The organism is Streptomyces sp. NPDC101393 (assembly GCF_044767385.1).
Classification (GTDB): Bacteria; Actinomycetota; Actinomycetes; order Streptomycetales; family Streptomycetaceae; genus Streptomyces.
Map to the genome: position 1 here is coordinate 223,929 of NZ_JBIWNU010000010.1, position 22,724 is coordinate 246,652.

Sequence of the window (22,724 nt, forward strand, 5' to 3'; positions counted from 1 at the left end):
TCGGGCACTTTCCCGAGCACCCGCACCGGCCGGGTCCCCGGTCCGCCCTGCGGGCCCCGGCCGGTGCCTGGTTCCGCTGGGCATCGCCGTGACGCATTGATCCCTCTGCGCCCCTCCGCGCCCCGTAACCGTTGGTCACTGTGGGTAGTTGAAGTGGCATGCACGACGTACGCACCGTAAGGGCGCCCTCCATGCTGCGGCTCGCGAGTGCCTCACTCGCCGGGACGGCCATCGAGTTCTACGACTTCTTCGTCTACGGGACCGCCGCGGCGCTGATCCTCGGGCCGCTGTTCTTCCCCACGTTCTCATCGGCCGCCGGGACACTGGCCGCCTTCGGAACCTTCGGCGTGGGCTTCGTCGCCCGGCCCCTCGGCTCGGTGCTGTTCGGACACATCGGGGACCGGCACGGCAGACGCCCGGTTCTCATCGGGTCGTTGCTCCTCACCGGCGCCTCCACGGTCGCGGTCGGCTGCGTGCCGACGTACGACACGATCGGGGTGACCGCTCCCGTGTTGCTGCTCGTCCTGCGCTTTCTGCAGGGGCTCGGGCTAGGCGGGGAGTGGGGCGGAGCCGTCCTGCTGACCGCGGAGCACGCACCCGCCGAACGGCGCGTTCTGTGGACGAGCGTTCCGCAGGTCGGGCCGTCACTGGGGTTCCTGCTCGCCAACGGCGTGATGCTGGCGCTGTCGGCGACGCTGTCCGACGCGCAATTCGCGTCCTGGGGGTGGCGGGTGCCCTTCTGGGCCGCAGGACTGCTGGCCTTGGCAGGGCTGTGGCTGCGGTCGTCGCTGGCAGAGAGCCCGCGGTTCCTCGAAATCGACGACCGCGCACGCGTGCCGCTCGCCGAAGTCGTGCGCGACCACTGGCGGCTCGTCCTGCTGACCGCCGGCGCGCTCGCGGCGGGATACGCGATCTTCTACGCCGTGACCACCTGGTCCCTCGCCTACGGGACGGAGCGACTGGGCGTGAGCCGTACCGTCATGCTGACCTGCATCATGGCCGCGGTGGTGGTGCTGGGCGCCCTCACGCCGCTGGCGGCGCTGCTGGCCGACCGCTTCGGCCGGCGGCCCGTTTGCCTGGCGGGATGCGCGGGCGCCGCCCTGTGGATGTTTCCGATGGTCGCGCTGCTCGCCACGGGAGCTCCGCTCTTGATGTTCCTCGGCATCCTGGGGGCGATGCTGGCGTTCATCACGATGTTCGCCGTGGTCGCCGCGTATCTGTCGGAGCTGTACGAGCCGCGCGTGCGCTGCACGGGCGCCGCGGTCGGCTACAACCTCGGCGGGGTTCTCGGTGGCGCGCTGACGCCGATCGTGGCGACGACGCTGGCCGAACAGGGCGGCCCGGTGCCCTGGGGCGTGGCCGCCTATCTGACGGGGATCGCGCTGCTCAGCCTGGGCTGCTTCGCACTGCTGCCGGAGACGCGCCCGGTGCGTGTGAGGGTGACGGAGCCGGAGCCTGCACCAGGATGACCGATCAGGGGTGACCGATCAGGGGTGGTGCGGTCACGCGACCCGCCGGACCGGTCCTCAGCGTATTTGGCTACGCAGCTTCTCCCTGCCACGTTTCAACCATCGGATAGCGGCAACCAGTTTTGTCATGTCCAGACGCGTTCGTTACAGCAAGAACGAAGCAGCGAGAGTCATCGTCATCATCGCGGACCTCACCGCGTTGATTCTCGGCCTGTGGATCCTGTTCGCCCTCATCGACGCCAACAGCGCAAACGATTTGGTCAGCTTCACCCGGAGTGCCGCACTGTGGCTGGCGGGGTGGTCACACGACCTGTTCACCATGAGCACCGACTGGCTGCGGACCGTACTGAACTACGGGCTTCCCGCCGTGGTCTACCTGCTCATCGGTCACATCCTGGCGGCCCGCATCCGTCGCGCCTGACGGTGCCGCCAGGCAGGTCTGCTGCGGTGCGGCCGTGCGGTCTCGGGCCGGTGGTGCCGCCACCTTGCTGATCACGATGGGGGGCAACCCGGAACGCCTGTGCACTGCCGCCCGTTCGTGGCGCTTTGCGGGGTCAGCCCCGTCGAGCACCTCTCCGGTCGGCAGCGTCACCACCAGCTCAACCGCGGTGGCGATCGAAGAGCCAATGCCGCCCTGTATCGGATCGTGCAGTCACGGCTCCGGTTCGATGCGCGTACCCGCAACTACTACGAGGGGCGTATCGCGGAGGGTAAGACCCGGGGCGAGATCATCCGCTGCCTCAAACGCTACGCCGCCCGGGAAGTGTTCAACCTGGTCCGGGGTGAACGGCCCGATGCCCACGCCCAACTGGTCAAGCGGCTGCTTCTGGGGGCCACGGTTCCTTCATCACTTCCTTCCGTTCCACAGCCCGTAAAGCAGTGGGCGCTATCGCAGGGCGGCGTGTTCCACGGCTGAGCCTCAGGGATATGGGCAAGAAGAGATGCGTGTGAGTGCCCGCGTGGGTATCCGGCGGAGGCGGTGTATGTCACTGCCTCACATCTCGCACGGCCGCAGTCCGCTTCCGGAAGGACAGGAGTGCTGACAAATGGCTGAGAGGGCGCGTCAGGTGCAGACCCATGGTCAGCGAGGCGTTCTGACGGCGATGGTGATGGCAGCAGAACACCCCCGTAGGTGACCACTGCTCTCGTCCACCGGTGATCAAGAGACTGGCACACGCCATCTGAGCCATGCAAGGGTTTCCGCAGCGATTTGAGGTTCGTGCAGCTGATTTCGTTGAGCACTGGCGCCATAGCGGCGATATCGGTAGCGTACGGCCGCATCGAGCCCTCAGCTCGTCCGTTAGGCATGCCCCTGCATAAACGGCGCGGAGCGGGCCTGGGCAGCCGACAGGCGACTCGCCCCGCGCCTTTCCCGCGGGGAAGGGGGCGCCGGATGCCGCCGTCTACGGCGGGACCGGACCCGGCATGCATGGCTCGCGGTTTCGAACGCACGACAAGCCCTCGGTCCAAGCCCGCCACGTGATGAAACCCCCGCAGCGCCAACCCACTTGTGAAAGAGCTGACGTGGACGCCAGTCACCTCCCCACCACTCTCCCAGAGGCAGACCGCACCTGCGTGCCGAGCTCATCGCGATCCTGGATGCAGGCTTCATGTGCACCTTCGGGGCGGTCTTCAACGGGCACTCCATGGTCGTCCCCACCGTCTACGGAAGCGTCGGACGAAACCTGTACTTTCACGGCGCGGTGGCCGATCGCAGCCTCGTCGCCTCGCCCGACGCGATGGTCTGCGTCGCCATGACGCGCGTGGACGGACTCGTCCTCGCACGATCGACGCTCGAACGCGGCGTCAAATACCGCAGCGCGATGGTCTACGGCTTCCCGCGCCTCGCCTCGGACCCCGAGGAGAAGCTGGAGGGGCTGCGCCGCCTGACCGAGAACGCCACACGGGGCCGGCCCGGTCATCGAAGGTCGCGGCGACCGCGTGGCGCTGCTGCTGGTACCAGAGCCGGTCGGGGAGGCCCTGTCCGCACGAGCGCGCCTGCGTCCAGGAGGTAACGCCGACGCCTCATAGCCGCTACCACATATCTTCAACGGAAGTCACCTCTCCGTTTCTCGGGTGTGGCTGGTTATGATCGACACCCCCACATCGCGCCACAGCCGAACCAGGCTTCCCCCAGCTCTGAACCCAGGGCTGCGTCTGGTCTCGGCTGTTGGACCGTCCCCACTGTTTCCCCCGCTCCCCGAGGACTGATGTCACCCATAGAACCCGAAGGCGCACGAGGGCAGTCGACGACTCGTCGGCGGCGTACCCTGCGCCTGCGTACGCTGCTCATTTGGCTGGCAATCGTCCCTATTCTGGCGATGAGTGCCCAAGTGGTCATGACCGCACAGCGGCTGGTGCACCAGTCGGAGAACCTGCACGCCGATGTGGCAGTTGGTGAGCGGATCGACGTACCCCTGACCAAACTGATGGTCAAAGTGCAGGCCGAGCGGACGATGACCGCCACACGGTGGGCGGGCGGCTCCGTGGCCGACAACGAGCTACGCGAGCGGCGCGTGGCCACGGACCGGGCCGCGGACGAGTTCCGCCGGTCGGCGGACGGAGCTCTGGCGGCGAATGGGCGCGAGGACGAACGGTACGTTGCGGAGCTGAAGCACAGCCTCGCGGATCTGGCCGCGTTCCGTGAGCGGGCGGACTCCCGCAGAGGAGGCGTGGAGCGGACGACCGGCTACTACTCCGACCTCGTCGACCGCATCATCCGGGTGTACCAGAACCAGTTCAGCCATGCGGAAGACGCCGAGCTCATCCAGGAGAGCGGCGTGGTCGTCACGATGTTCACGGTGTCCGAGATGGTGGCGCGCGAGACCACCATCCTCGCCATGGCCGGGCCGTCCAGGCGCCTGAGCTCCTCCGGGTTCGCCGAATTCGTCAACTCCGTCGGAACCCAGCGGTACCAGTACGACGAGTGGGTCGCGCCGTATCTGCCGACCGAGGACAGAGCGGACTACGACCGGGTCTTCGCCTCGGACGGCTGGAAGACGAAGGTCCGCATCGAGGACGCGGTCATCTCCGACCACCAGAACACCGCGTCCGGCATCAAGCTCCCCATGGTGGCCGACGCCTGGCGGGGCGCGTATGACAAGTTCGCGGCGCGCCTTGCCGCGCTCGACGCGAAACAGGCGCGAACAGTACTCGTGCACGCCGACGCCAAGGCCACGCAGCTGGAGACCGAGGTCATCTGGCTGATCGTCGGAAACGGTGCAGCCCTCCTTGCCGTCGCGGCCGTCATCGTGCTCACCACGCGCTCCGTGCTGCGCCGCCTGCGCGGGCTGCACCAACGCACGGTGGCCATTGCTGAGGAAACGCTGCCGGATGTCGTGGCCCGGCTCCAGCGGGGGCAGTCCGTCGACGACGATGCGCTGCCGGCGGTGAGCGGAGACCAGGACGAGGTGGGACGTATCAGCGACGCGTTCGCCCGGGTCGTCTCGGTATCCGTCGACGGTCATGCGCAGCTCGCGGCCGAGCGTCAGGGCTTCGGTATGTTCGCCGCGGGCATCGCCTCGCGGACCGGAAACCTGGTCAGCCGGCAGTTGACCCTCACCGACGAACTGCAGGACACCTTCGGCCACGACGAGGAGCTTCTCGCCGGGTTGATGCGATCCGACCAGTTGACGGTGGGTATGCGGCGGCAGGTCGAGAACCTGCTCATCCTGGCAGGTGGGGAGATCCCCGATCCGCACACCGAGCCCATGCGCGTCGCCGACCTGCTGCGCGAAGCCGCCGCGGAGGTCGAGGACTTCCGGCGGATCGAGCGCCAGGCCCTGGACGAGATCAGCGTGGCACCGCGGGTGATCAGCGAGATCAGCCATCTCCTGGCAGAACTCCTCGACAATGCCACCCGGTTCTCCCCGCCGCAGTCGAAGGTGGTCGTCCGTGCCGAACTGGTGACAGACGGGCTGTTGGTCGACATCGAGGACCGCGGGCCGCGGGTGACCGCCGCAACATACGAGGAGATGAACGGGCGTCTGCACTCGGCCCCGCCGTACTCCGTCCTGGCGGAGAACGCGCACCGGCTCGGACTCTTCGTGGTCGGCCACATCGCCGAACAGCTCGGGGCCACAGTGACGCTGCGCCGCTCGGTATACGGGGGGACGTCGGCCGTGGTGATCCTTTCCGAGGAGCTCCTTGTGCCGACCGAACCGGTCCGGGCAGGAAAGGAGGTGCCGCGTGCGGCGGCGACGCCCGCCCCGGCACCGGGCACGCTCAACGAACGCAAGCCCGAGCTGGTCTTGCACGCGAAGACCGCACCGGCCGGCTGCAGGACGCCGGAGCGCTCACCCGAGGGGCCGGTGGAGAGCAAGCCGCCGCTTCCCTCCGTGACACGGGACGGTGACGCGAAGCCCGCCCTCCCCGAGCGGGTCCCGCAGGCTCATATCGCCGAGCGGCTCCGCGCGCCACACGCACCGGAGACCGCCGTCGACCAGGACGCGGCGACACCCGAAGAGGTGGCCGACGCCTGGGCGGACTACGAACACGGAACTCAGACAGTGGAAGAAGAACTCCGACAGGATCAGCCATGACGACGCCAACGAACGACATGATCTACAGCGTCCTGGACAACAACCTGAGCAGGATCGCCGGCATCAAGGGAGCCGTACTCCTCTCCAACGACGGGATCAAACTCAGCTCGTACGAGCTGGAACGGGACCAGGCGGAGCGCATAGCCGCCGCGTCCTCCGGTATCGCTTCCACGATGAAGGCGATATCCAGGGAGGTCGACGGCGGCCGGGTGATCCGCCAGCTGGTCGAGATGGACGACAGCTATCTCTGCATCGTCGGGTGCGGGGAGGGCAGCACGCTCATCGTGGTGACCTCCCGCAAGGCGCGGCTGGGGGAGCTGGGCGGTGAAGCCGTGCGCACCGCCCAGGCGCTCGGTGAGTGGCTGAGCACGCCTGAGCGCGGCCAGGCGCAGCGCTCGTAATGGCGGACGAGCCCGGGCCGCGAGAGGGAGGCCGTCGGCGGACGCGGCTGTACGCGCTGACTGATGGACGTACGGCCGCTGCGCACGCCGCCCTCACCATGGACACCACGATCACCGCCGTGGCCGTCGCGGACGGTCACGGCGGTCTGCCCAGCGAGTGGCAGGCCATCCTCGCGATGTGCTCGTCTCCGGGCGGCCTGGCGGTCGCCGAGATCGCGGCGCGCATGCACATGCGCCTCACTCCCATGACGCTTCTTCTCGGCGAACTCGCGGATCGGGGGCTGATCGAGCACCGGTCGCCCCTTGAAGGGACCGAGACCACCAATGTCCACCTGCTCATGAGAATCAGGGACAACCTTGCCCGGATATGACACCCCAGCCCAGGAAGCGGCCCCCGTCAAAATCCTCATCGCTGGGGGATTCGGCGTCGGCAAGACGACCCTGGTCGAGACGGTCTCCGAGATCGAGCCGTTGCGCACCGAGGAGCGGCTGACGAGCGCGGGCGTCGGCGTCGATGACCTCGACGGCATCGAGTCCAAGGCCGTTACCACCGTCGCGATGGACTTCGGCCGCATCACCCTCACCGACGCACAGGTCGTGCTCTACCTGTTCGGCACACCTGGCCAGGAACGCTTCTGGTTCATGTGGGACGACTTGCTGAACGGGGCACTCGGGGCGATCGTCCTTGTGGACACACGACGCCTCGACCGTAGTTTCCCGGCCATCGACTTCTTCGAGAACCGGGGGCTTCCGTTCGTGGTCGCCGCGAACTGCTTCCACGGCGAACAGCCCTACACCGCCGAGGAGGTCAGGGCGGCGCTGCATCTGCGTGACCCGAACACACCCATCCGTATGCTCGATGCCCGCTCCCGTGACGAAGCTCGCGGTGCCCTGCTTGCGCTTCTCGACATGCTCATCATCAAAGCCGGGGTCGCGGCGACCGGCTGACACCCGCGACGCCCCGAGACGCCGCTCAGTCGTCCTGGGTTGTAAACGGGCCGTCGCCGGATACCGCGGGCGGGCCCGCTCAGGTTCTCCAGCTGCGCGGGAGCCGCTCGTTGCCTTCGGGGTCGGCCATCACCGGGAACCCGCCGCCGGCGTATTCCTGGTGATGGCGGCCGCCGAGTGCCTCGACTCGTTGCCGCTCGGCGGCAGGGGCGGGGGAGGTGACGTCGAAGTGCATGCGGTTCTTGCCGGACTTCTGGTCAGCAACGGGATGGGGATGGGGAAATTTAGGGCCTACATGGCAAACTGGGCCTTGATCTCAGGGCCCATACGGAAGGCGCCTGACTGGTAAATGCCCAGTTCAGGCGCCTTTTCTTGTGCCTCCTAGGAGAGGCCCAGCTTCCTCGGCGAGTACGAGGCCAAAAGACTTTCTTCGACTGCTGGTCGTACACCCGTGGCGGCTGCGTTGATACGCGAAAACGAGAGAGTGCTGTCGGTGACGTCCGCCAACGTGGTCCGGGAATGGTCCGGATTTTGTGCGACGCCACACCTCCGCTCGCGCGGGATGCGCAACTCCCCGTGCTCTCCAGTCACCTGTGCCTCCAGCCGGCTCCGGTCAGGAGGGAGCCATCCCCGAGGTGCCCGGCATTCCCGACGCGTCCGGCCGCTCACGACCAGCCGGCCCTGACGCGGTAGTCGAATCCTTGCCGAGCGCGGTGTCCTTGCGCCTCGTGTACGGGCTGGTATCGCCCGGACGCGCACGAGCAGGTTCTCGGCAAGGAACAGGGACGCGAGCGGATCTGGGCCGTGGAGCACACTGCGATGCCGAACATGTGGGAAGCCCGACCCCGGCTCGTCCACGCCCGTGCCAGTCAGACGGCGTTTCCCGCTGGGGTCCGGGCGGCATCAGGGCCCGGGACGGCGCCCAAGTCCTCGGAGGCTGCGGCCTTCGCCGGTACCCCGATTCCGAGCTTCTCGAGGATCTTCTTCTCGACCTCGTCGGCGAGGTCGGGGTTGTCCTTGAGGAAGTTGCGGGATTTTTCCTTGCCCTGGCCGAGCTGGTCGCCCTCGTAGGTGTACCAGGCGCCGGACTTGCGGACGAAGCCGTGCTCGACGCCCATGTCGATCAGGCCGCCCTCGCGGCTGATGCCCTGACCGTAGAGGATGTCGAACTCGGCCTGTTTGAAGGGCGGCGCGACCTTGTTCTTGACGACCTTGACGCGGGTGCGGTTGCCGACGGCGTCGGTACCGTCCTTCAGCGTCTCGATACGCCGGATGTCCAAACGCACGGAGGCGTAGAACTTCAGGGCGCGGCCGCCAGTTGTGGTCTCCGGGGAGCCGAACATCACGCCGATCTTCTCGCGGAGCTGGTTGATGAAGATCGCCGTTGTCCTCGTCTGGCTGAGCGCGCTGGTGATCTTGCGGAGTGCCTGGCTCATCAGGCGGGCCTGCAGACCCATGTGGGAGTCGCCCATCTCGCCCTCGATCTCGGCGCGTGGCACCAGGGCGGCGACGGAGTCGATCACGATCAAGTCGATCGCGCCGGAGCGGATCAGGATGTCGACGATCTCCAGCGCCTGTTCACCGTTGTCCGGCTGGGACAGGATGAGGTTGTCGGTGTCGACGCCGAGCTTCTTGGCGTACTCCGGGTCCAGAGCGTGCTCGGCGTCGACGAATGCCACCGAGCCGCCGGCCTTCTGTGCGTTCGCCACCGCGTGCAACGTCAGCGTCGTCTTGCCGGAGGACTCCGGCCCGTATACCTCCACCACGCGGCCGCGGGGCAGACCGCCCACACCGAGCGCCACGTCCAGCGCGGTCGATCCGGTAGGGATCACTTCGATGGGCTCATTGGGCCGCTCGCCGAGGCGCATGACCGCACCCTTGCCAAATTTCTGCTCGATCTGTGCGAGCGCGGTGTCCAGCGCCTTTTCGGGGTCGGTTCCTGCCATGAGCTTTCACCCGGTCCGATTGAGTGGCACGCCGCACGTCGGAGAACGTGAGCGTCTACTGCCGACAACGGACGTCTCGGAGATCCCAGTAAGCAAACATCCGATCGATTTACGTGTCCAGTGAAAGGTACCAAACCGAGAGAAGCGGGACGGATCGCGCACCGGACACGCCGGACGCAGCCCGCGCCGCCGCCCGCTTCCGTCGGAGTGGTGCGCTCAGCTGGGCCGCCTGCGTTCCGCGGAGCAGTGGATGGACTGGACGATGTCCCGGACCGAAACGCTCTGCGGACGACGGATGCCGCCAACCACTTACCGTCTGAGCCTGTTCATGCCGGACCCGGAGTGGGGTCCGTGCGGGACCGGGCAAGCGCTGATCCCCGTGACGGGACGCAGTACGGCCGGAGCCGCACCTGCACCGTATGCTCGGCCGCCCTCCCCGTACGGTGCCGGCGCACAGCAGCGCTTCGCTTGGGCGCGGCCGATCCGGAGTCAGCCGAAGTGACCGTCAAGGGCCTCCGCCAGACGTACTACATCGCGGCGAGCCTTCCGGGACCTGGCGTGCTGCACTGCCTGCAACGCGGAGCCGTGCACCACCGGGCAGTGGCCCCCGGGGTACTCCAACTCGTCGAGCAGCTCGCGGACTTCGAGCTCGATCAGCTCCGCGATCTCCTGGTCGATGACCAGGTCGCACTTGCCGAGGAACACCGCGATCCGTGCCACGCCCGCCGCCCGCGCCGCGGCCAGATACTCCCGGGTCTCCGGCAGCGGCCCGTCCTCGGCGGAGACGACCAGCAGTGCGCCGTGCAACTGCCCAGCGCCGGCGGGGATCCGGGACCGGAAGGTGTCCAGGTCGGGGCTGTCGTGCAGCCGGAACGGGCCGCGTGCCGTGCCGAACTGCCCGAACGGCTGCAGCGGTTGCCGGAATTCCTGGGGCAGCACCTCGGTCAACGCCCGGACCAGGGTGCTCTTGCCGTGCCCCTGGGCGCCCATGACCGCCGCCTGCACCACCGGCCCCGTACCGCCGTTCCGCCGCCTACCCCACATGCCCGACCCTTCGCCTGCTGCCAACTGCCAGAGCAGGCTATCGGCCCACCAACAGGGTCGGCCTGCGGGGCCGGATCCTCAGGGGGGGGATAGCATCCGGAGCTGCTCCTCACCGTCGAGCAGCAGGATGACCGCCAGTCCGAGGGCCGACGCCTGGCGGGTGCCGGCCCTCACAACGTGCCGGACGCGGACTCCGAAGTGCATCGGGGGGACGGTCCTGGATCGGGATGGCGAGGATGCCTTCCGGACGTTGCGTCGGAGCGCTCACCAGGACCTGACCGGGCCGCAATTCACCGTCCTGAGCCTGCTGCACACCCGCGGCACCATGGACCAGGGCATGCTCGCCACCTTGGCCAGTCTCGACAAGTCGACCCTGGCGCCACTTCTGGACCGCCTGCAACGGCGGGAGCTGGTGGACGTGGTCAAGGGCGACAGCGACAGACGGCGAAAGCTCGTGAGCATCACCCAAAGCGGCCGGGAGCTGGCGACCGGCCTTGCCCCCGCAGTCATCGCGGTGAGCGATCAGATGCTGGCGCACTTCACCCCGCGGGAGCGAGACCAGTTCCTCGCACTGCTTCGACGGGCCGTCCAGGGGCCGCAGCGGTAGGCCCCTTGGGTCGATCCGTGCAGGTCGCCGGCCAGGGACGCCGCCTCTGCGGGTGGTCGAACGAAGCTGTCAGTGCTGCTCTGTAGGCTGCGGTGCAGCGCTCGTTCCGGGAGGTGATGGGCAATGGTGTACAGGCCGGTCGAGGGTGAGCTCCATGTTCACTACGGCCAGATCTTCGTCGAGAGCGATCCGGACAGCTTCGGTCCGGACCTCGCGGAGGCGTTCGCCGGTCAGAGCGGCGGGCTGTGCGGGGCGGCGGTTCCCGGCGCGCTGTGGTTGACGACCGGGCTGCACACAGGTGACGTCGGCTTCACCGTCGAAGTCCACGGTCAGGCCCCGCCGCTGGAGACGGCCTGGGAGGACGTCGTGGAGGCGTCCTTCCGCCCCGGCTCGGCCGGCAGCGCGCTCGTCCTATGGGCAGGCGAGGTGTCCTGGGAGCTGGGTCTGGAAGAGACCGACTACCGGGTGCGCTACTGCGCCAAGGGCATGGACCAGGCAAGTCAGCAGGAAACCCGGTTGGACCATGAACCCCAACTCGACTGCTACCTCCTGCAGTTCTGGCCCGCTCCGCCCGCGCCGGACCGCGTCCTGCGCCGGACCTCGGCGATAGCCGCGTACTGGCACGACCATGCCCGCAAGCAGCCGCCCCCGCCCACACCCGCGGAACGCGCCGAAGCCGAACGCCTCGCCCGCCTCGCGCAAGAACAGGCAGAAGAAGAACGAGGGCTCGCCGATGGAAGAGGGCAATAGGGCGGACGGCTGCCGAGCCATGCCCTGCGCAACGTCGGTGGCAAGGCGCGCGGCCTGCTCGACTTCGACCCAGCATTCGTCCACGCCATCGACGCCCGGTTCGTGGATGAACCTCGCGGCAGGTGCGTCTGATTGCGGCCGTTGGCGTGTGCCTGAACGGGAACGCCTTGGCCAGGCGCGTCAGGCCTCCGGGCGTGGGCGCACCCGTGGATGCGGCAACCGCCGGCGTCAGCGGGGGAGCGGCTCCGATGGCCGTGGCGACTTCGTCGGCGTCCGGTCAGTTCTGGGGGCGAAACGTGCGGCGACGGTGCCGTCAGAGGCGATGAAGAGCTTCTCGAAATCCCTCGCACGTTGCCGGCGTAGCCCTCGGCGTCGGGAGTTCTTACCAACTGGTCGTGGAGCGGGTGGCGGGTCGGGACGTTGACGTCGGTCTTCGGCTTCCCTGTTCGGGCGAAGTGCCAACGGTTCGGTCGAGGCCCACAGATGCCTCGGGCGGGGCAGACAGCACGACGTTGTCTGCCCCGCCCGCGGCATCTGTGGCGCTCGTGACGCCTCATCAGTCGCATGGCGGACACAAGAGCACTGTCGCCCGGAGCTGGACTGTTCCCGCAGGGGAGCCCCCTCCACCACAGTGCGCTCAGGGCCACTTCCACACCCTTCCGCGATGGCAGCGGTTTCGGGACAGGTGCAGGATTCCAGATGGTGGCGCCTGATGATGCCACCACCTACGGAAGGGCCCGTGGTCAGCTGGTTTCGGCCGGGGGTTCCACGGTCGCTTGAGCGCCCATGGTTACCTCTACCTGGGCCCCTCCGGATAGGCCAGCTCCTCAACCACTGGAAGCCCGTCGACGGTGAGGCATTCCGAGGGCCCGTGCTGTGTGTGGCACCACTGGCAACTCCAGTCCGTGTGCAGGGCCGGAACTGTCGCCCAGGAGCTGCACCAGCAACAGCGGCGCGTCACGTCGAACCATCCGCCCGGCATCGTGGCGATGCACCTGTCCTCCCGGCGAAGTTCCTCCGGGGGCGGGGCGTGTGCGGCGTCTCGCCGGGGTCCGTAGGCCGGCGTAGGTGTCCGAGCGGTCGTCATGACGGCATGGTGCCGTCACACGCCGGGTGGCTTCACCTACCTGGCGCCGGGCGGCGGCGAGTTCCCCTGTCTGGCCCGCGCGAGGTGGGGGCGCATCCGCACGGCAGGTTCGCGCCTTGCCGATGAACCAGGGCCATGCCCTGGAACGGCAAGACCGGCGCCAAGGGTGACCATGCAGGTCGGGCTTCTGGTGGCGACGGCGGCTTCTGGAGTCCCCGGGGGGCGCCGCATGCCGCCGTCACCCGCGCATCGCTCCTGATGCGGGCGTGACATGTAACGACCACTCCCAGAGCGAACTGAAGGCCTTCGCCGAGGGGAGGGCGCTTCCGGCGAGGACTGACCGCGTCGTTCGCCACGACGAGCTGACGCGATCGGCAGCCAAGCCCGTCTGAGGAAGGCCGCTCAGGGCCCGATTGAGGAAGGCTGCTCAGGCGGGGCCGGGTCGCGCCTCGCACGATGGCCACCCGCGCTCGCTCCGTCACTCCTCGCAGGCCTCGGCCTGTCCTTCGAGCCCCCGGGCGGCCACCGGCGGTGAGCAGGAACTACTCAACTTTCCCCGCTGCCGCACCGGACCCTGACGCCGGCCCGTCCGAGTCGGCTAGCGTCTCCGCGACATCCGAAGGCCCGCGCGGTGCGTGCGTTTCCTGGCGTGCGCCACCGCCCGTTGTGCGCTGCTCCCGGAACCGGAACCCGGCACAGGGTGCGCGCGGAGAGACCCCTCATGACGCACAGAAAACCACCGGCGCGACGACGCTTCCTGGCCTCCTCGGCAATCCTTGGTGTGGCCGTGGTGAGCGGATATCTGGCCTGTGCGAACGCCGCCCAACCCGACTCCACGGGACACCCGGCAGCCGCCACCCGGGCCGCCCGCCCCGCGCTCCGGCCAGTGGCATCCCCCTCTGGCACGGCCGCCACGCCACGTACGTCCGCCCGTCCCCGGGCCGGTGGGCACCCCTCTTCGCCGCCGTCGGCGAAGCCGCCGTCCCGGGCGGCGACCGCACAGCCATCCTGCGACCAGGTGGCCCCGGCATCGAGCATCTGGCGTACCCCGGCCGATCAACTTCCCCGCCATGCAAGGTCGGACGCCTATGTGCATTCCATCGGGGCGGAGAAACCGCTGCACCCCGACTTCGGTTCCGGGCTGATCGACGGCAAACCGTTCGGCATACCCGTCACCACACTCGACGGTCCGGGCCCGGAATCCGAGGTCACCTTCGACTACGCCGACGAGTCCGACCCCGCGGGCTATCGCATCCCGTCCGACGCGCGGGTCGAGAACGGGCCGGACGGTGACGGCGACCGCCATGTCGTGGTCCTCGACCGGCACAGGTGCAAGTCCTACGAGCTCTACGACGCCACGTCCGCAGCACGGAATTCCTGGCACGCCGGGTCCGGTGCGGTCTTCGACCTCCACTCCAACGCGCTGCGCCCCGAGGGATGGACCTCGGCGGACGCGGCAGGTCTGCCGATCCTGCCGGGACTTGTGCGCTACGACGAGGTTGCCGCCGGGGAGATCGACCATGCCCTGCGGATCACCGTGCCCCGGTCGAACACGTCACATCTCTGGCCGGCCCGCCACGACGCCGGCGCCGCGAAGGACGACAGCCTGCCGCCGATGGGCTTGCGTCTGCGATTGAAAGGCTCCGTGAACACCGCAAGCCTGCCGCCGCAGGCGCGTGTGATCGCCATGGCACTTCAGCGCTATGGGGCTTTCGTCGCCGACAACGGTTCGAGCTGGTTCGTCTCCGGCGACGAGGACAAGCGGTGGGACAACGACCAGTTGAACGCGCTGAAGCAGCTGCGCGGCGACGACTTCGAGGCCGTCGACGAATCCTCCCTGCAGACCGGCGACGACTCCGGCGCCGCTCACTGATCCTCAGTGAGTGTTATTGAGGAGTGTGCGAAAGCAGTAGCAAGGTCGGTGTTACGGAAGTAGCGGCTACTCACTCTTCATTCGGGCCTTGGAGATAAGCTGTCCAGATATTGCGTCCTTTGAATTGCCTTGAAAAGGAAAGTGCATGTTTCTGGGTTTACGTGTGGTGATGTATCCAGCGCCGGATGTTGTGGCCAGTAAGGCGTGGTGGACGTCCGTTCTCGGCGTGGAGCCTTACTTCGATGAGTCCTATTACGTCGGCTATCACGTCGGTGGCTTCGAGTTGGCTCTCGATCCTCATGCAGATCCTGTGCACGGGCCCGTGACTTACTGGGGCGTACCGGATGCTGACCAGGCGTTGAAGCGGCTTGTCGCGGCGGGAGCCACGGTGCGTGAAGGGGTGCAGGAGGTTGGCGGGTCTATCCGTGCCGCTTCGGTGACCGATCCGACCGGATCGACGGTCGGGGTAATCGAGAACCCTCATTTCGCATTGCCTGAGTCGCCGCCGCAGGCAGGAAGCGGTCCTGGTCGATAGCGCCGGGGATGTGCGGCAGTGAGCTTCCTCGAGTGGGCCACCGATGGAGTGGCGGGCCGTAAAGCGCAACAGCGAGGTCCCGGCTGTTGATCGGGATGTCTGAGGTCCCCATCACGTTGCTCGGGGGCCTCGTTGGTCTTTCATCCTGCCGCACTCGACCTGCCGCATGCCCTCGTGGAGTGGACCACCATGCTGATCCTCACCCGAGGGGGCGACCGGCGCTATCAGGCACTGGCCGCAACCGCGAGTGCCTGTCGAGTGGCACTGGGCTTGCCATCGCCAGGCGGTTCGCCGCGGAGGGGCGCGGGTGTTCCTGGCCGGTTGCCGTCAGGAGCCGCTCGACGCGGCCGTCGCTGAGATCGGGCCGGCGGCCACCGGCGTGAGGGCCGATGTCTCGGTACAGACGGACCTCGATGACCTCTACTCGGTCGTGCGCGAGGAGGCGGGCCGCATCGGCGTGCTCGTTGCCCACGCCGGCAGCGCTGTCCCTCAGCGTCTCGGTGAGATCACAGAGGAAGCCATCGACGCCACCTTCGGTACGAACGTGAAGGGCACGATCCTCACCGTCCAGAAGGCTCTGCCCCTGCTGTCGGACGGCGCCTCGATCGTACTGACGGATCGACCAGCACCCTCCGCCCCGGACCGGGTGCCTCGCTGAGCCCCTGGCCCCGTGGCCAGTGGGTTCTTCCTCCTTCGGTTGCTCAGTGGCCTTGTGGCGTGACGTCGGGATTCTTCGATGGTCTCCGGGCTTCTGCCGTCAGTTTCCGGGGAGCCGCGACGGCGCAGGCTTCAGTCCGTCCAGGGTGAGGTCGAGGAGGCGTTCGGCCTGTTCTCGCTGCTCGGGCTTGGCCGAGGTGAGGGCGATACCGGCGAGGGCGGCGAACATGTCGGTCGGGCTGATGTCGGACCGGATCGTTCCGGCAGCGGTATTGGCGTTCATGAGGGAGGAGAGGGCGGCCTGAATCATCTCGTGACTGTCGGCGTAGGGATTGGTGCCCGAGTTGACGACGGCTCGCAGGGCGTCGGCCATGCCGAGTTTGGCGGTGGCGTAGTCGATGAAGCGGCGAGTCCAGGCTCGCAGGGCCTCAGGCGGCGACATCGCCGCAAGGAGGCCGGGGACGGCGTCGCACAGCCGGGCCACTTCGTTGCGGTACGCCGCCTCGATCAGAGCTTCCCTGGTCGGGAAGTTGCGGTAGAGGGTGCCGGTTCCCACGCCCGCTTCTCTGGCGATGCGCTCGAAGTGCGCATCCAGTCCCTCCTCGGTGAACACGCGCACCGCGGCGGCCAGGATCTTGTCGCGGTTCCGCTGTGCGTCAGCCCTCAGCGGGCGTCCTGCATCCCGGGCCATCAGAGGCTCTCCCTTGTCTCCATTTGCTAAGTGGAGGAGCCGCCACTTAGTCTGATGAAGTGGCGGAGCCTCCACTTTCACTGTAGGGCATGGCCGCGCCCACTCCTCTGCTGGAAGGACTGCTCATCATGTCGGGAATCGAAGGCAAAGTCGTGGCGATCACGGGCGCCAGCAGCGGCATCGGTGAGGCAACCGCGCTCCTGCTCGCCGAGCGCGGCGCGAAGATCGTCCTCGGGGCACGCCGTCCGGAGCGTCTTGAGGCCCTGGCCGCCCGCATCGAAAAGGCCGGCGGTGAAGCCGCCTGGGCCCGCACGGACGTGACGCGACACGAGGACCTTTCCGGCCTCGTCAAGCTGGCACGCGATCGATACGGGAAGCTCGACGTCCTCGTCAGCAATGCCGGGATCGGTCTGATCTCCCGTCTGGATGACCTGCGCGTCGAGGACTGGGAGGAGATGATCGACGTCAACCTCAAAGGGGTCCTGTACGGGATCGCCGCAGCCCTTCCCGTCTTCCGGGAGCAGGGCTTCGGGCACTTCGTCAACACCGTGTCCACCGCCGGACTGCGCATCGTGCCGCTCCAATCGGTGTACGCCGGCACGAAGAACGCCGTGCGCACCATCTCCGAGGGCCTGCGCCAGGAGGCCGGCGACAGCCTGCGCGTGACCGTCGTCTCGCCCGGCGCCGTCCGCACGGACTTCGCAGAGCGCATGGATCCGGCTGTGAAGGACCAGATCGACAAGATGATGGAGATCGCTCTTTCGCCGGACGCGGTGGCCCGCGCCATCGCCTTCGCCATCGAACAGCCGGACGGTGTCGATGTAGGTGACATCGTCGTTCGCCCCACCGCCCAGGGATAGGCCTGCGCAGCCACGCCGGACGACACACATTCCTGCCGAACCCACGGACACCCCCAGCCGGCGCACACGGACCGACCCCCGAGTTCCCCCTGAACAAGCTTCAGTTCAGCTGAACCCACGGGCCTCCAGGTGGTGTGAGGAGCGTGACTTCGGCCCGGACAGTTTTTGACTGCGTTCGGCGGAGAAGTGTGCCGTGTCCGCGCGGCGTTTGGCGGGGCGGCGCCGCCGTGGTCCCCGGCGGGACCGGACGGCGGGTATGTCGCGGATGAGCGGCTTGAGGGCGAGGCTGTCGTGCATGTTCGCGCCGGGCACGGCGATGGCGGGCGGGATGCCCTGGGCATCGGACAGCACGTGCAGCTTGCTGCCTTCCTTGCCGCGGTCGACCGGGTTCGGCCCGGTCAGCGATCCCCCCTTTTGGTGCGAACGGAGGGCGCGTCGACGATCGCCGAGGTCCAGTCCACCTCGCCCCGGGCCCCGAGTTCGTCCAGCACCGCCCGGTGCGGCCGACACCGCAGGCCGGTCTCGGTCTCTGCCGTGAAGCGGCGATGCGCGGTGGCGGGCGACGTGCCGAACGCCGGCGGCAGCTGCCGCCAGGCACAGCAGCTGGTCAGCGCGTACACCACTACCGTGAACACGGCCCGCTCGTCACACGGAGCGCTTTCACCAGCTTGCGGACGAGCAGCGAACGACGGCAGCAACGGGGCGGCCGGCTCCCGGAGTTCATCAGGAACCAGGCGCTTCGATGGATCAGCGCCCACGGCCGGCAGCATGCCGCACGCACATCAAGTCACGTGAGACAACCTCTCAGCCGTGATGGGTGCGGCCGACCTGGCAGCCTGCTCGATCTTCGCGCAGTAGGCCGCACGGGCTTCCTCGTCGATCTGCTTCTCGTATTCGGCGCGCAGCCCGGTCCGGCCGTCGAGGCCCTCGCGCAGGATATCGGCGTGCCCGGCATGCCGGATGGACTCGCCGAGGACATGGACCATGATGGCGAACAGGTTCGTGTCGGCATCAGGCTCCGGCCACCACGGCACGAGGCCGGGGGCGTCGAGGGGAAGCTCGTTGATCGTCGCGTCCGAGTGTTCCCCCGTGCGCCGGTAGAACCCGGTGATCTGATCGAGGGTCTCGTCCTCGGTCGCCCATAGATCGCTGCCGTTGGAGTCCTGCCACCGGGGCAGCCGTTCCGGGGAAGGGCGGTCGAAGACCTCGCCGAAGTACCTGGCCTCGACGGTGGCCACGTGTTTGACCAGGCCGAGAAGGTTGGTCCCGGTCGCTGTCAAAGGGCGGCGGGCGTCGTATTCGGACAAGCCGTCGAGTTTCCGGAGCAGCGCCTTGCGGTCCCACCGCAGTCTCCCGTGCAGGTGGTCTTTCGCGAATTCATCGATCATGCGGCATGAGCCTGCCAGGGGCTGCTCGTGGTCTCAAGATCCCGTACGTGGTCCGCAACGACTGGCAGAGCCGAGGCCTGGCCATGGCCGCCGCCCTGATCTGCTACAAGAAGCTCGCGAAAGGTGTCACGTGAGACACCCTCTTGGCGCCGGTGAACGCGCTGTCCCAGCCGTCCGCACCGGCTATGGCCGGCCTGCCGGCGTCTGTGTCGCGCGTGCCGTGGGCGCCCGAGTCGGGTGGTGCCCAGGGCCTTCAGGGTGAGGGAGTAACTCGTCCCCGTACGGACGTTGTCCGTATCTCCGGCCGTGGCGACGGCGACGCTTCCGTGGTCGATCCGATCGATCAACGAGCGCAGCCCCAGGGCCACTTCCGCATGGCGCGATTCGAGCGCGATGCCAACTAACGGTGTCATGGGCGAGACTCTATGAGTAGGAACGTCGTTCGACAATCCTGAACGCGACAGTAGCTTCCGTTTCTCCGGCCCCTGTCGCGACAACCCCAGTCGTCACCCCGCAATGTCTGCATACCAAGAGGTAGTTGACGACTGGACCAACAACTCTCGCTGTGCGGACGCCACTTGACGGGGGATAGGTCGCTGCGTTTTGCTTCCTCTCAGTTCGGCAATGCCGAACAACTTTCGGGATATGTGTCGGCTGTCCGACGCACTGCTCACGGCTGCGATCACGGGGGAAACGAAGTGCCGCCCCGCTCGCGAGAACGGATCAAAGTGACTGCCCACTCCATCGACCACGTCGAGTTCTACGTGGGGGACGTCAAACAGTCCGCCCACTACTACTGCGGCACCTACGGCTTCCGCGTGGTGGCCGAAGCGGGCCCGCGCACCGGACTCGCCGGTGCCCGCTCGCTCGTGCTGGCGCACGGCGGCGTCCGCATCGTGCTGACCTCCGGGCTGCACGCCGACCACCCGGCAGCGCGGTTCGTCCGCCGACACGGCGACGGGGTACGCGATGTCGCCCTGCGGACGTCCGATGCGGCCGGGGACTTCGCACACGCGGTGGCCGCCGGCGCCGACGCCGTCGCGGAACCGGAGACCTTCGAGGACGCCGGCGGCCGGGTCACCCGGGCCACCGTCGCCGTGACCAACGACCTGGTCCACAGCTTCGTGCAGCGGGCGGACCCGGCAGGTGACTTTCTGCCCGGGCGCTACCGGCCCACCACCGCGGCGGACCCGCAGGCCTCTCCCGAGCTGCTGCGCTCCGTGGATCACCTCGCCCTGTGCCTGCGCCCCGGCTCGCTGGCGGCCATGGTCGACTTCTACCAGCGGGCGCTGGGGCTGCGGCACACCTACGACGAGCACATAGTCGTCGGCGGCCAGGCGATGGCCTCGAAGGTCGTACAGGACGAGACCCGGGGCATCACCTTCACCATGGTGGAGCCGGACCCCGCAGGCGGCCGCGGGCAGCTCCACGACTTCCTGGACGGTTTCGACGGCCCCGGCGTGCAGCACGTGGCGTACGGAACGGACGACATCGTCCGCGCGGCACGCCAACTGCGCTCGACCGGAGTGGAGTTGCTGTCGACACCGAGCGGCTACTACTCCACGCTGTCCGAACGCGGCATCGAGGTGGACATCGACCCGGCGGTGCTGGAGGAGCTGGGTCTGCTGGCCGACCGGGACGAATGGGGCCAGCTGGTGCAGGTGTTCACCCGCTCTCCCTACGCCCGCGGAACGGTGTTCTTCGAGCTGATCCAGCGGCTCGACGCGCGAACCTTCGGCAGCGGCAACATCAAGGCCCTCTACGAGGCAGTGGAGCGCGGGCGCACCGAGGAGCCGCAGGCAGCCGTACCGGTCGGAGCCGCGGCGGGGGCCGACGGATGACCGCGTCACCGAGCGCCCCGGGTGACGCGCAGCAGCTCCCGACGCTGCCGGGCTACGAGGCGGCGGCCCGCGCCCGGCTCGACCGGCCGGTGTTCGACTACATCGCCGGTGGCAGCGGTGACGAGGTGACCCTGCGCGGCGACGGCGCGGCGTACGACCGCTACCGGCTGCGTCCCCGGGTGCTCGTCGACGTCTCCCGGGTCGAGACGGGCACCACCCTGCTCGGCAGGCCTGTGGCGTTACCCATCGGCATCGCGCCGATGGCCTACCACCGGCTGGTCAACCCGGGGGGCGAGACCGCCACCGTCCGTGCCGCCGGCGCGCTGGGCGCGCTCGCCGTCACCAGCACCTACGCGAGCCGGACGCTGGAGGAGACCGCCCGGGCCGCGGCCGGCCCGCTGTGGCTGCAGCTGTACGTGCTGCGCCGCCGCGAGGTCACCGAGTCCCTCGTACGGCGGGCCGAAATCGCGGGCTACCGCGCCCTGGTGGTCACGGTCGACACCCCGCGGATGGCGCGCCGCGAACGCGACCTGCGCAACGGATTCAGCCTGCCGTCGCACATCCGGCCGGTCAATCTCGACGACGGCCACCGGGACGGGCTGCACACGGCCCGCTCCGGCAGCTCCACCCTGGCCGAGCATGCCGACCGGCACCACGACGACGCCTTCACCTGGGACGACCTGGCCTGGCTGCGCTCACTGACCGCCCTGCCGCTGGTCCTGAAAGGCGTACTCACCGCACAGGACGCCCGGCGGGCAGCGGAACTGGGAGTGGACGGACTGATCGTGTCCACCCACGGCGGCCGCCAACTCGACGGCGCAGTCGCCGCATTGGACGCGCTGCCCGAAGTGGTCGCGGCCGTACCCGACCACTGCGAAGTCCTCGTCGACGGGGGTATCCGCCGCGGCACGGACGTGCTCAAGGCCCTGGCGCTGGGCGCCCGCGCCGTGCTCGTCGGCCGACCGGTCCTCTGGGGCCTGGCCGTCGACGGCGCTGCCGGCGTCGAGCGCGTGCTCAGCACACTGCAGGGGGAGTTGGAGGAGGCGATGGCCCTCACCGGCCGCCCCCGCCTCGACATGATCGCCCCCGACCTGCTGCACCCTGCGCCCCACCTCGCGTACCACCCCACCACGAACGACAGGGACTTGGCATGACGATGAACGATGCACCCGCCACGCTGACCGCCGCCGAGCGGGACCTGCTGCCCTCGGACGAGGACGTGCGCTTCTATCAGGAGCACGGCTGGTATCTGTCGAAGAAGCTGCTGACCGACGAGGAGGTCGACCTGCTCAACTCCGCGGCCGACCGCTTCTACGCCGGCCACCGTGACCGCACTCTGCCGACGCGGCCGCCGCGCCTGGCGTACTGGGAGCCCGCGCAGGGCGATGTGCACCGCCACAACGACTACATCTTCTACGAGGACGAGACAATCCGGAGCATCCTGGCCAAGCCGCTCATCGCGGCGGTCGCGGCGCGCATCGCCGAGACCGGCCAGATCCGGCTGTGGAACAGCACCCTCATCCACAAGCCGCCGCGTGCGGACGACGCCCGCAACATCGTGCCCTGGCACTTCGACCGCCACTACTGGCAGACATGCTCCTCCGACGAGATGCTCACCGCCTTCATCCCCTTCCATGACTGTGACGAGGAGATGGGGACGATCACGATGGTCGATGGCAGTCACCGCTGGAAGGAGATCGGCGGCGACGACTCCACCAGCCGCCATTTCGCCGAACGTGACCGGTCGGAGCTGGAGGAAGTGCTCGCGGAGAACGCCGCCTTCAACGGTGCCGAGGTGCGCAAGGTCCCGGTGAACATCCCCAAGGGACACCTCAGCTTCCACCACTGCCGCACCTACCACGGCAGCGGATACAACGTCAGCGACCGTCCCCGTCGCGCCATCTCCCTGCACCTGCAGGACCGGACCAACCAGTGGCGCCCCTACGAGCTGTCCTCCGGCGACCAGGTCATCTACAACAACGACGTGCTGGTCCGTGCGGACGCACAGGGCCACCCCGACTACACCGACCCGGACTTCTGCCCCGTCCTGTGGGAGGGCTCCCGGTGACCGACTCGCCCTCCACCA

Annotated in this window: 23 protein-coding genes and 3 pseudogenes; 19 read left to right on the forward strand and 7 right to left on the reverse strand. The window is 68.3% G+C overall.

Annotated elements, in window-relative coordinates; translation table 11 throughout:
* Positions 1–158 precede the first annotated feature (158 nt).
* The 8 genes and pseudogenes from ACIRQ7_RS30045 (at position 159) to ACIRQ7_RS30080 (ending at position 7,359) form a co-directional block, all read left to right on the forward strand.
* Positions 159–1,469: an MFS transporter gene (locus tag ACIRQ7_RS30045; RefSeq protein ID WP_404265765.1), complete on the forward strand. Its 1,311-nt coding sequence runs from the start codon at positions 159–161 to the stop codon at positions 1,467–1,469.
* Between the two features lie 127 nt (positions 1,470–1,596).
* On the forward strand, positions 1,597–1,890 hold the full coding sequence (locus tag ACIRQ7_RS30050; RefSeq protein WP_404265766.1) for a hypothetical protein: 294 nt from the start codon (positions 1,597–1,599) through the stop codon (positions 1,888–1,890).
* A gap of 52 nt (positions 1,891–1,942) precedes the next feature.
* A pseudogene (locus ACIRQ7_RS30055) lies at positions 1,943–2,247 on the forward strand (transposase); the annotation flags it as partial.
* Positions 2,248–3,079: 832 nt separating this feature from the next.
* Positions 3,080–3,484 (forward strand): pyridoxamine 5'-phosphate oxidase family protein, encoded by a 405-nt coding sequence (locus ACIRQ7_RS30060; protein ID WP_404265767.1) that lies wholly within the window; start codon positions 3,080–3,082, stop codon positions 3,482–3,484.
* Positions 3,485–3,679: 195 nt separating this feature from the next.
* Positions 3,680–6,010 (forward strand): nitrate- and nitrite sensing domain-containing protein, encoded by a 2,331-nt coding sequence (locus ACIRQ7_RS30065; RefSeq protein ID WP_404265768.1) that lies wholly within the window; start codon positions 3,680–3,682, stop codon positions 6,008–6,010.
* Positions 6,007–6,411: a roadblock/LC7 domain-containing protein gene (locus ACIRQ7_RS30070; protein ID WP_030083887.1), complete on the forward strand. Its 405-nt coding sequence runs from the start codon at positions 6,007–6,009 to the stop codon at positions 6,409–6,411. The genes ACIRQ7_RS30065 and ACIRQ7_RS30070 overlap by 4 nt, the downstream gene beginning before the upstream one ends.
* Positions 6,411–6,782 (forward strand): DUF742 domain-containing protein, encoded by a 372-nt coding sequence (locus tag ACIRQ7_RS30075; protein ID WP_403677937.1) that lies wholly within the window; start codon positions 6,411–6,413, stop codon positions 6,780–6,782. Before ACIRQ7_RS30070 ends, ACIRQ7_RS30075 begins: the two co-directional genes overlap by 1 nt.
* Positions 6,769–7,359, forward strand: a complete 591-nt coding sequence (locus ACIRQ7_RS30080) for a GTP-binding protein (protein ID WP_404265769.1) — start codon at positions 6,769–6,771, stop codon at positions 7,357–7,359. The genes ACIRQ7_RS30075 and ACIRQ7_RS30080 overlap by 14 nt, the downstream gene beginning before the upstream one ends.
* A 79-nt stretch (positions 7,360–7,438) precedes the next feature.
* Here ACIRQ7_RS30080 and ACIRQ7_RS30085 read toward each other — a convergent pair.
* The 3 genes and pseudogenes from ACIRQ7_RS30085 to ACIRQ7_RS30095 form a co-directional block, all read right to left on the reverse strand.
* Positions 7,439–7,618: pseudogene (locus ACIRQ7_RS30085) on the reverse strand (VOC family protein); the annotation flags it as partial.
* 610 nt (positions 7,619–8,228) lie between these two features.
* Positions 8,229–9,305 carry a recombinase RecA gene (recA, locus tag ACIRQ7_RS30090; RefSeq protein ID WP_404265770.1) on the reverse strand — a complete coding sequence of 359 codons (1,077 nt, stop codon included), beginning with the start codon at positions 9,303–9,305 and terminating at the stop codon, positions 8,229–8,231.
* A 489-nt stretch (positions 9,306–9,794) separates the two neighbouring features.
* Positions 9,795–10,349, reverse strand: a complete 555-nt coding sequence (locus ACIRQ7_RS30095; RefSeq protein ID WP_404265771.1) for a GTP-binding protein — start codon at positions 10,347–10,349, stop codon at positions 9,795–9,797.
* A 250-nt stretch (positions 10,350–10,599) separates the two neighbouring features.
* On the opposite strand from ACIRQ7_RS30095, the gene ACIRQ7_RS30100 reads away from it, so the two are divergent.
* From ACIRQ7_RS30100 to ACIRQ7_RS30125, 6 genes and pseudogenes are all read left to right on the forward strand, one after another.
* Positions 10,600–10,956: a MarR family winged helix-turn-helix transcriptional regulator gene (locus ACIRQ7_RS30100; RefSeq protein ID WP_404265772.1), complete on the forward strand. Its 357-nt coding sequence runs from the start codon at positions 10,600–10,602 to the stop codon at positions 10,954–10,956.
* Between the two features lie 123 nt (positions 10,957–11,079).
* Complete coding sequence (locus ACIRQ7_RS30105; protein ID WP_404265773.1) at positions 11,080–11,706, forward strand: hypothetical protein; 627 nt, start codon at positions 11,080–11,082, stop codon at positions 11,704–11,706.
* Positions 11,707–13,883: 2,177 nt separating this feature from the next.
* A complete protein-coding gene (locus ACIRQ7_RS30110) occupies positions 13,884–14,666 on the forward strand; it encodes a hypothetical protein (protein WP_404265774.1) in 783 nt (260 codons plus the stop codon).
* A 145-nt stretch (positions 14,667–14,811) separates the two neighbouring features.
* The gene (locus tag ACIRQ7_RS30115; RefSeq protein ID WP_404265775.1) at positions 14,812–15,201 is read left to right on the forward strand and encodes a VOC family protein; all 390 of its coding nucleotides are present in this window, start codon (positions 14,812–14,814) and stop codon (positions 15,199–15,201) included.
* 132 nt (positions 15,202–15,333) lie between these two features.
* Positions 15,334–15,423, forward strand: a pseudogene (locus ACIRQ7_RS30120) (IS5/IS1182 family transposase); the annotation flags it as partial.
* A gap of 85 nt (positions 15,424–15,508) precedes the next feature.
* The gene (locus ACIRQ7_RS30125; protein WP_404265776.1) at positions 15,509–15,859 is read left to right on the forward strand and encodes an SDR family NAD(P)-dependent oxidoreductase; all 351 of its coding nucleotides are present in this window, start codon (positions 15,509–15,511) and stop codon (positions 15,857–15,859) included.
* 99 nt (positions 15,860–15,958) lie between these two features.
* Here the strand turns inward: ACIRQ7_RS30125 and ACIRQ7_RS30130 are convergent, their stop codons facing one another.
* Complete coding sequence (locus tag ACIRQ7_RS30130) at positions 15,959–16,549, reverse strand: TetR/AcrR family transcriptional regulator (protein ID WP_404265777.1); 591 nt, start codon at positions 16,547–16,549, stop codon at positions 15,959–15,961.
* Positions 16,550–16,677: 128 nt separating this feature from the next.
* Between ACIRQ7_RS30130 and ACIRQ7_RS30135 the strand changes: the two genes are divergently transcribed.
* Positions 16,678–17,409, forward strand: a complete 732-nt coding sequence (locus ACIRQ7_RS30135; RefSeq protein ID WP_249952316.1) for an SDR family oxidoreductase — start codon at positions 16,678–16,680, stop codon at positions 17,407–17,409.
* Between the two features lie 105 nt (positions 17,410–17,514).
* Here the strand turns inward: ACIRQ7_RS30135 and ACIRQ7_RS30140 are convergent, their stop codons facing one another.
* From ACIRQ7_RS30140 to ACIRQ7_RS30150, 3 genes are read right to left on the reverse strand one after another with little or no spacing between them, the layout of a single operon-like run.
* Positions 17,515–17,760: a hypothetical protein gene (locus ACIRQ7_RS30140; RefSeq protein ID WP_404265778.1), complete on the reverse strand. Its 246-nt coding sequence runs from the start codon at positions 17,758–17,760 to the stop codon at positions 17,515–17,517.
* A gap of 47 nt (positions 17,761–17,807) precedes the next feature.
* A complete protein-coding gene (locus tag ACIRQ7_RS30145; protein WP_404265779.1) occupies positions 17,808–18,167 on the reverse strand; it encodes a transposase in 360 nt (119 codons plus the stop codon).
* Between the two features lie 24 nt (positions 18,168–18,191).
* On the reverse strand, positions 18,192–18,797 hold the full coding sequence (locus ACIRQ7_RS30150) for a DinB family protein (RefSeq protein ID WP_404265780.1): 606 nt from the start codon (positions 18,795–18,797) through the stop codon (positions 18,192–18,194).
* Between the two features lie 5 nt (positions 18,798–18,802).
* Here ACIRQ7_RS30150 and ACIRQ7_RS30155 point away from each other — a divergent pair, with 5 nt between their 5' ends.
* The 4 genes from ACIRQ7_RS30155 (at position 18,803) to ACIRQ7_RS30170 (ending at position 22,706) form a co-directional block, all read left to right on the forward strand.
* Positions 18,803–18,931: a hypothetical protein gene (locus ACIRQ7_RS30155; RefSeq protein ID WP_404265781.1), complete on the forward strand. Its 129-nt coding sequence runs from the start codon at positions 18,803–18,805 to the stop codon at positions 18,929–18,931.
* 594 nt (positions 18,932–19,525) lie between these two features.
* Positions 19,526–20,638: a 4-hydroxyphenylpyruvate dioxygenase gene (gene hppD / locus ACIRQ7_RS30160; protein WP_404265782.1), complete on the forward strand. Its 1,113-nt coding sequence runs from the start codon at positions 19,526–19,528 to the stop codon at positions 20,636–20,638.
* Positions 20,635–21,792, forward strand: coding sequence for an alpha-hydroxy acid oxidase (locus tag ACIRQ7_RS30165; RefSeq protein WP_404265783.1), 1,158 nt, complete (start codon positions 20,635–20,637; stop codon positions 21,790–21,792). Before hppD ends, ACIRQ7_RS30165 begins: the two co-directional genes overlap by 4 nt.
* Complete coding sequence (locus ACIRQ7_RS30170; protein ID WP_403676511.1) at positions 21,789–22,706, forward strand: phytanoyl-CoA dioxygenase family protein; 918 nt, start codon at positions 21,789–21,791, stop codon at positions 22,704–22,706. The genes ACIRQ7_RS30165 and ACIRQ7_RS30170 overlap by 4 nt, the downstream gene beginning before the upstream one ends.
* Positions 22,707–22,724: the final 18 nt, after the last annotated feature.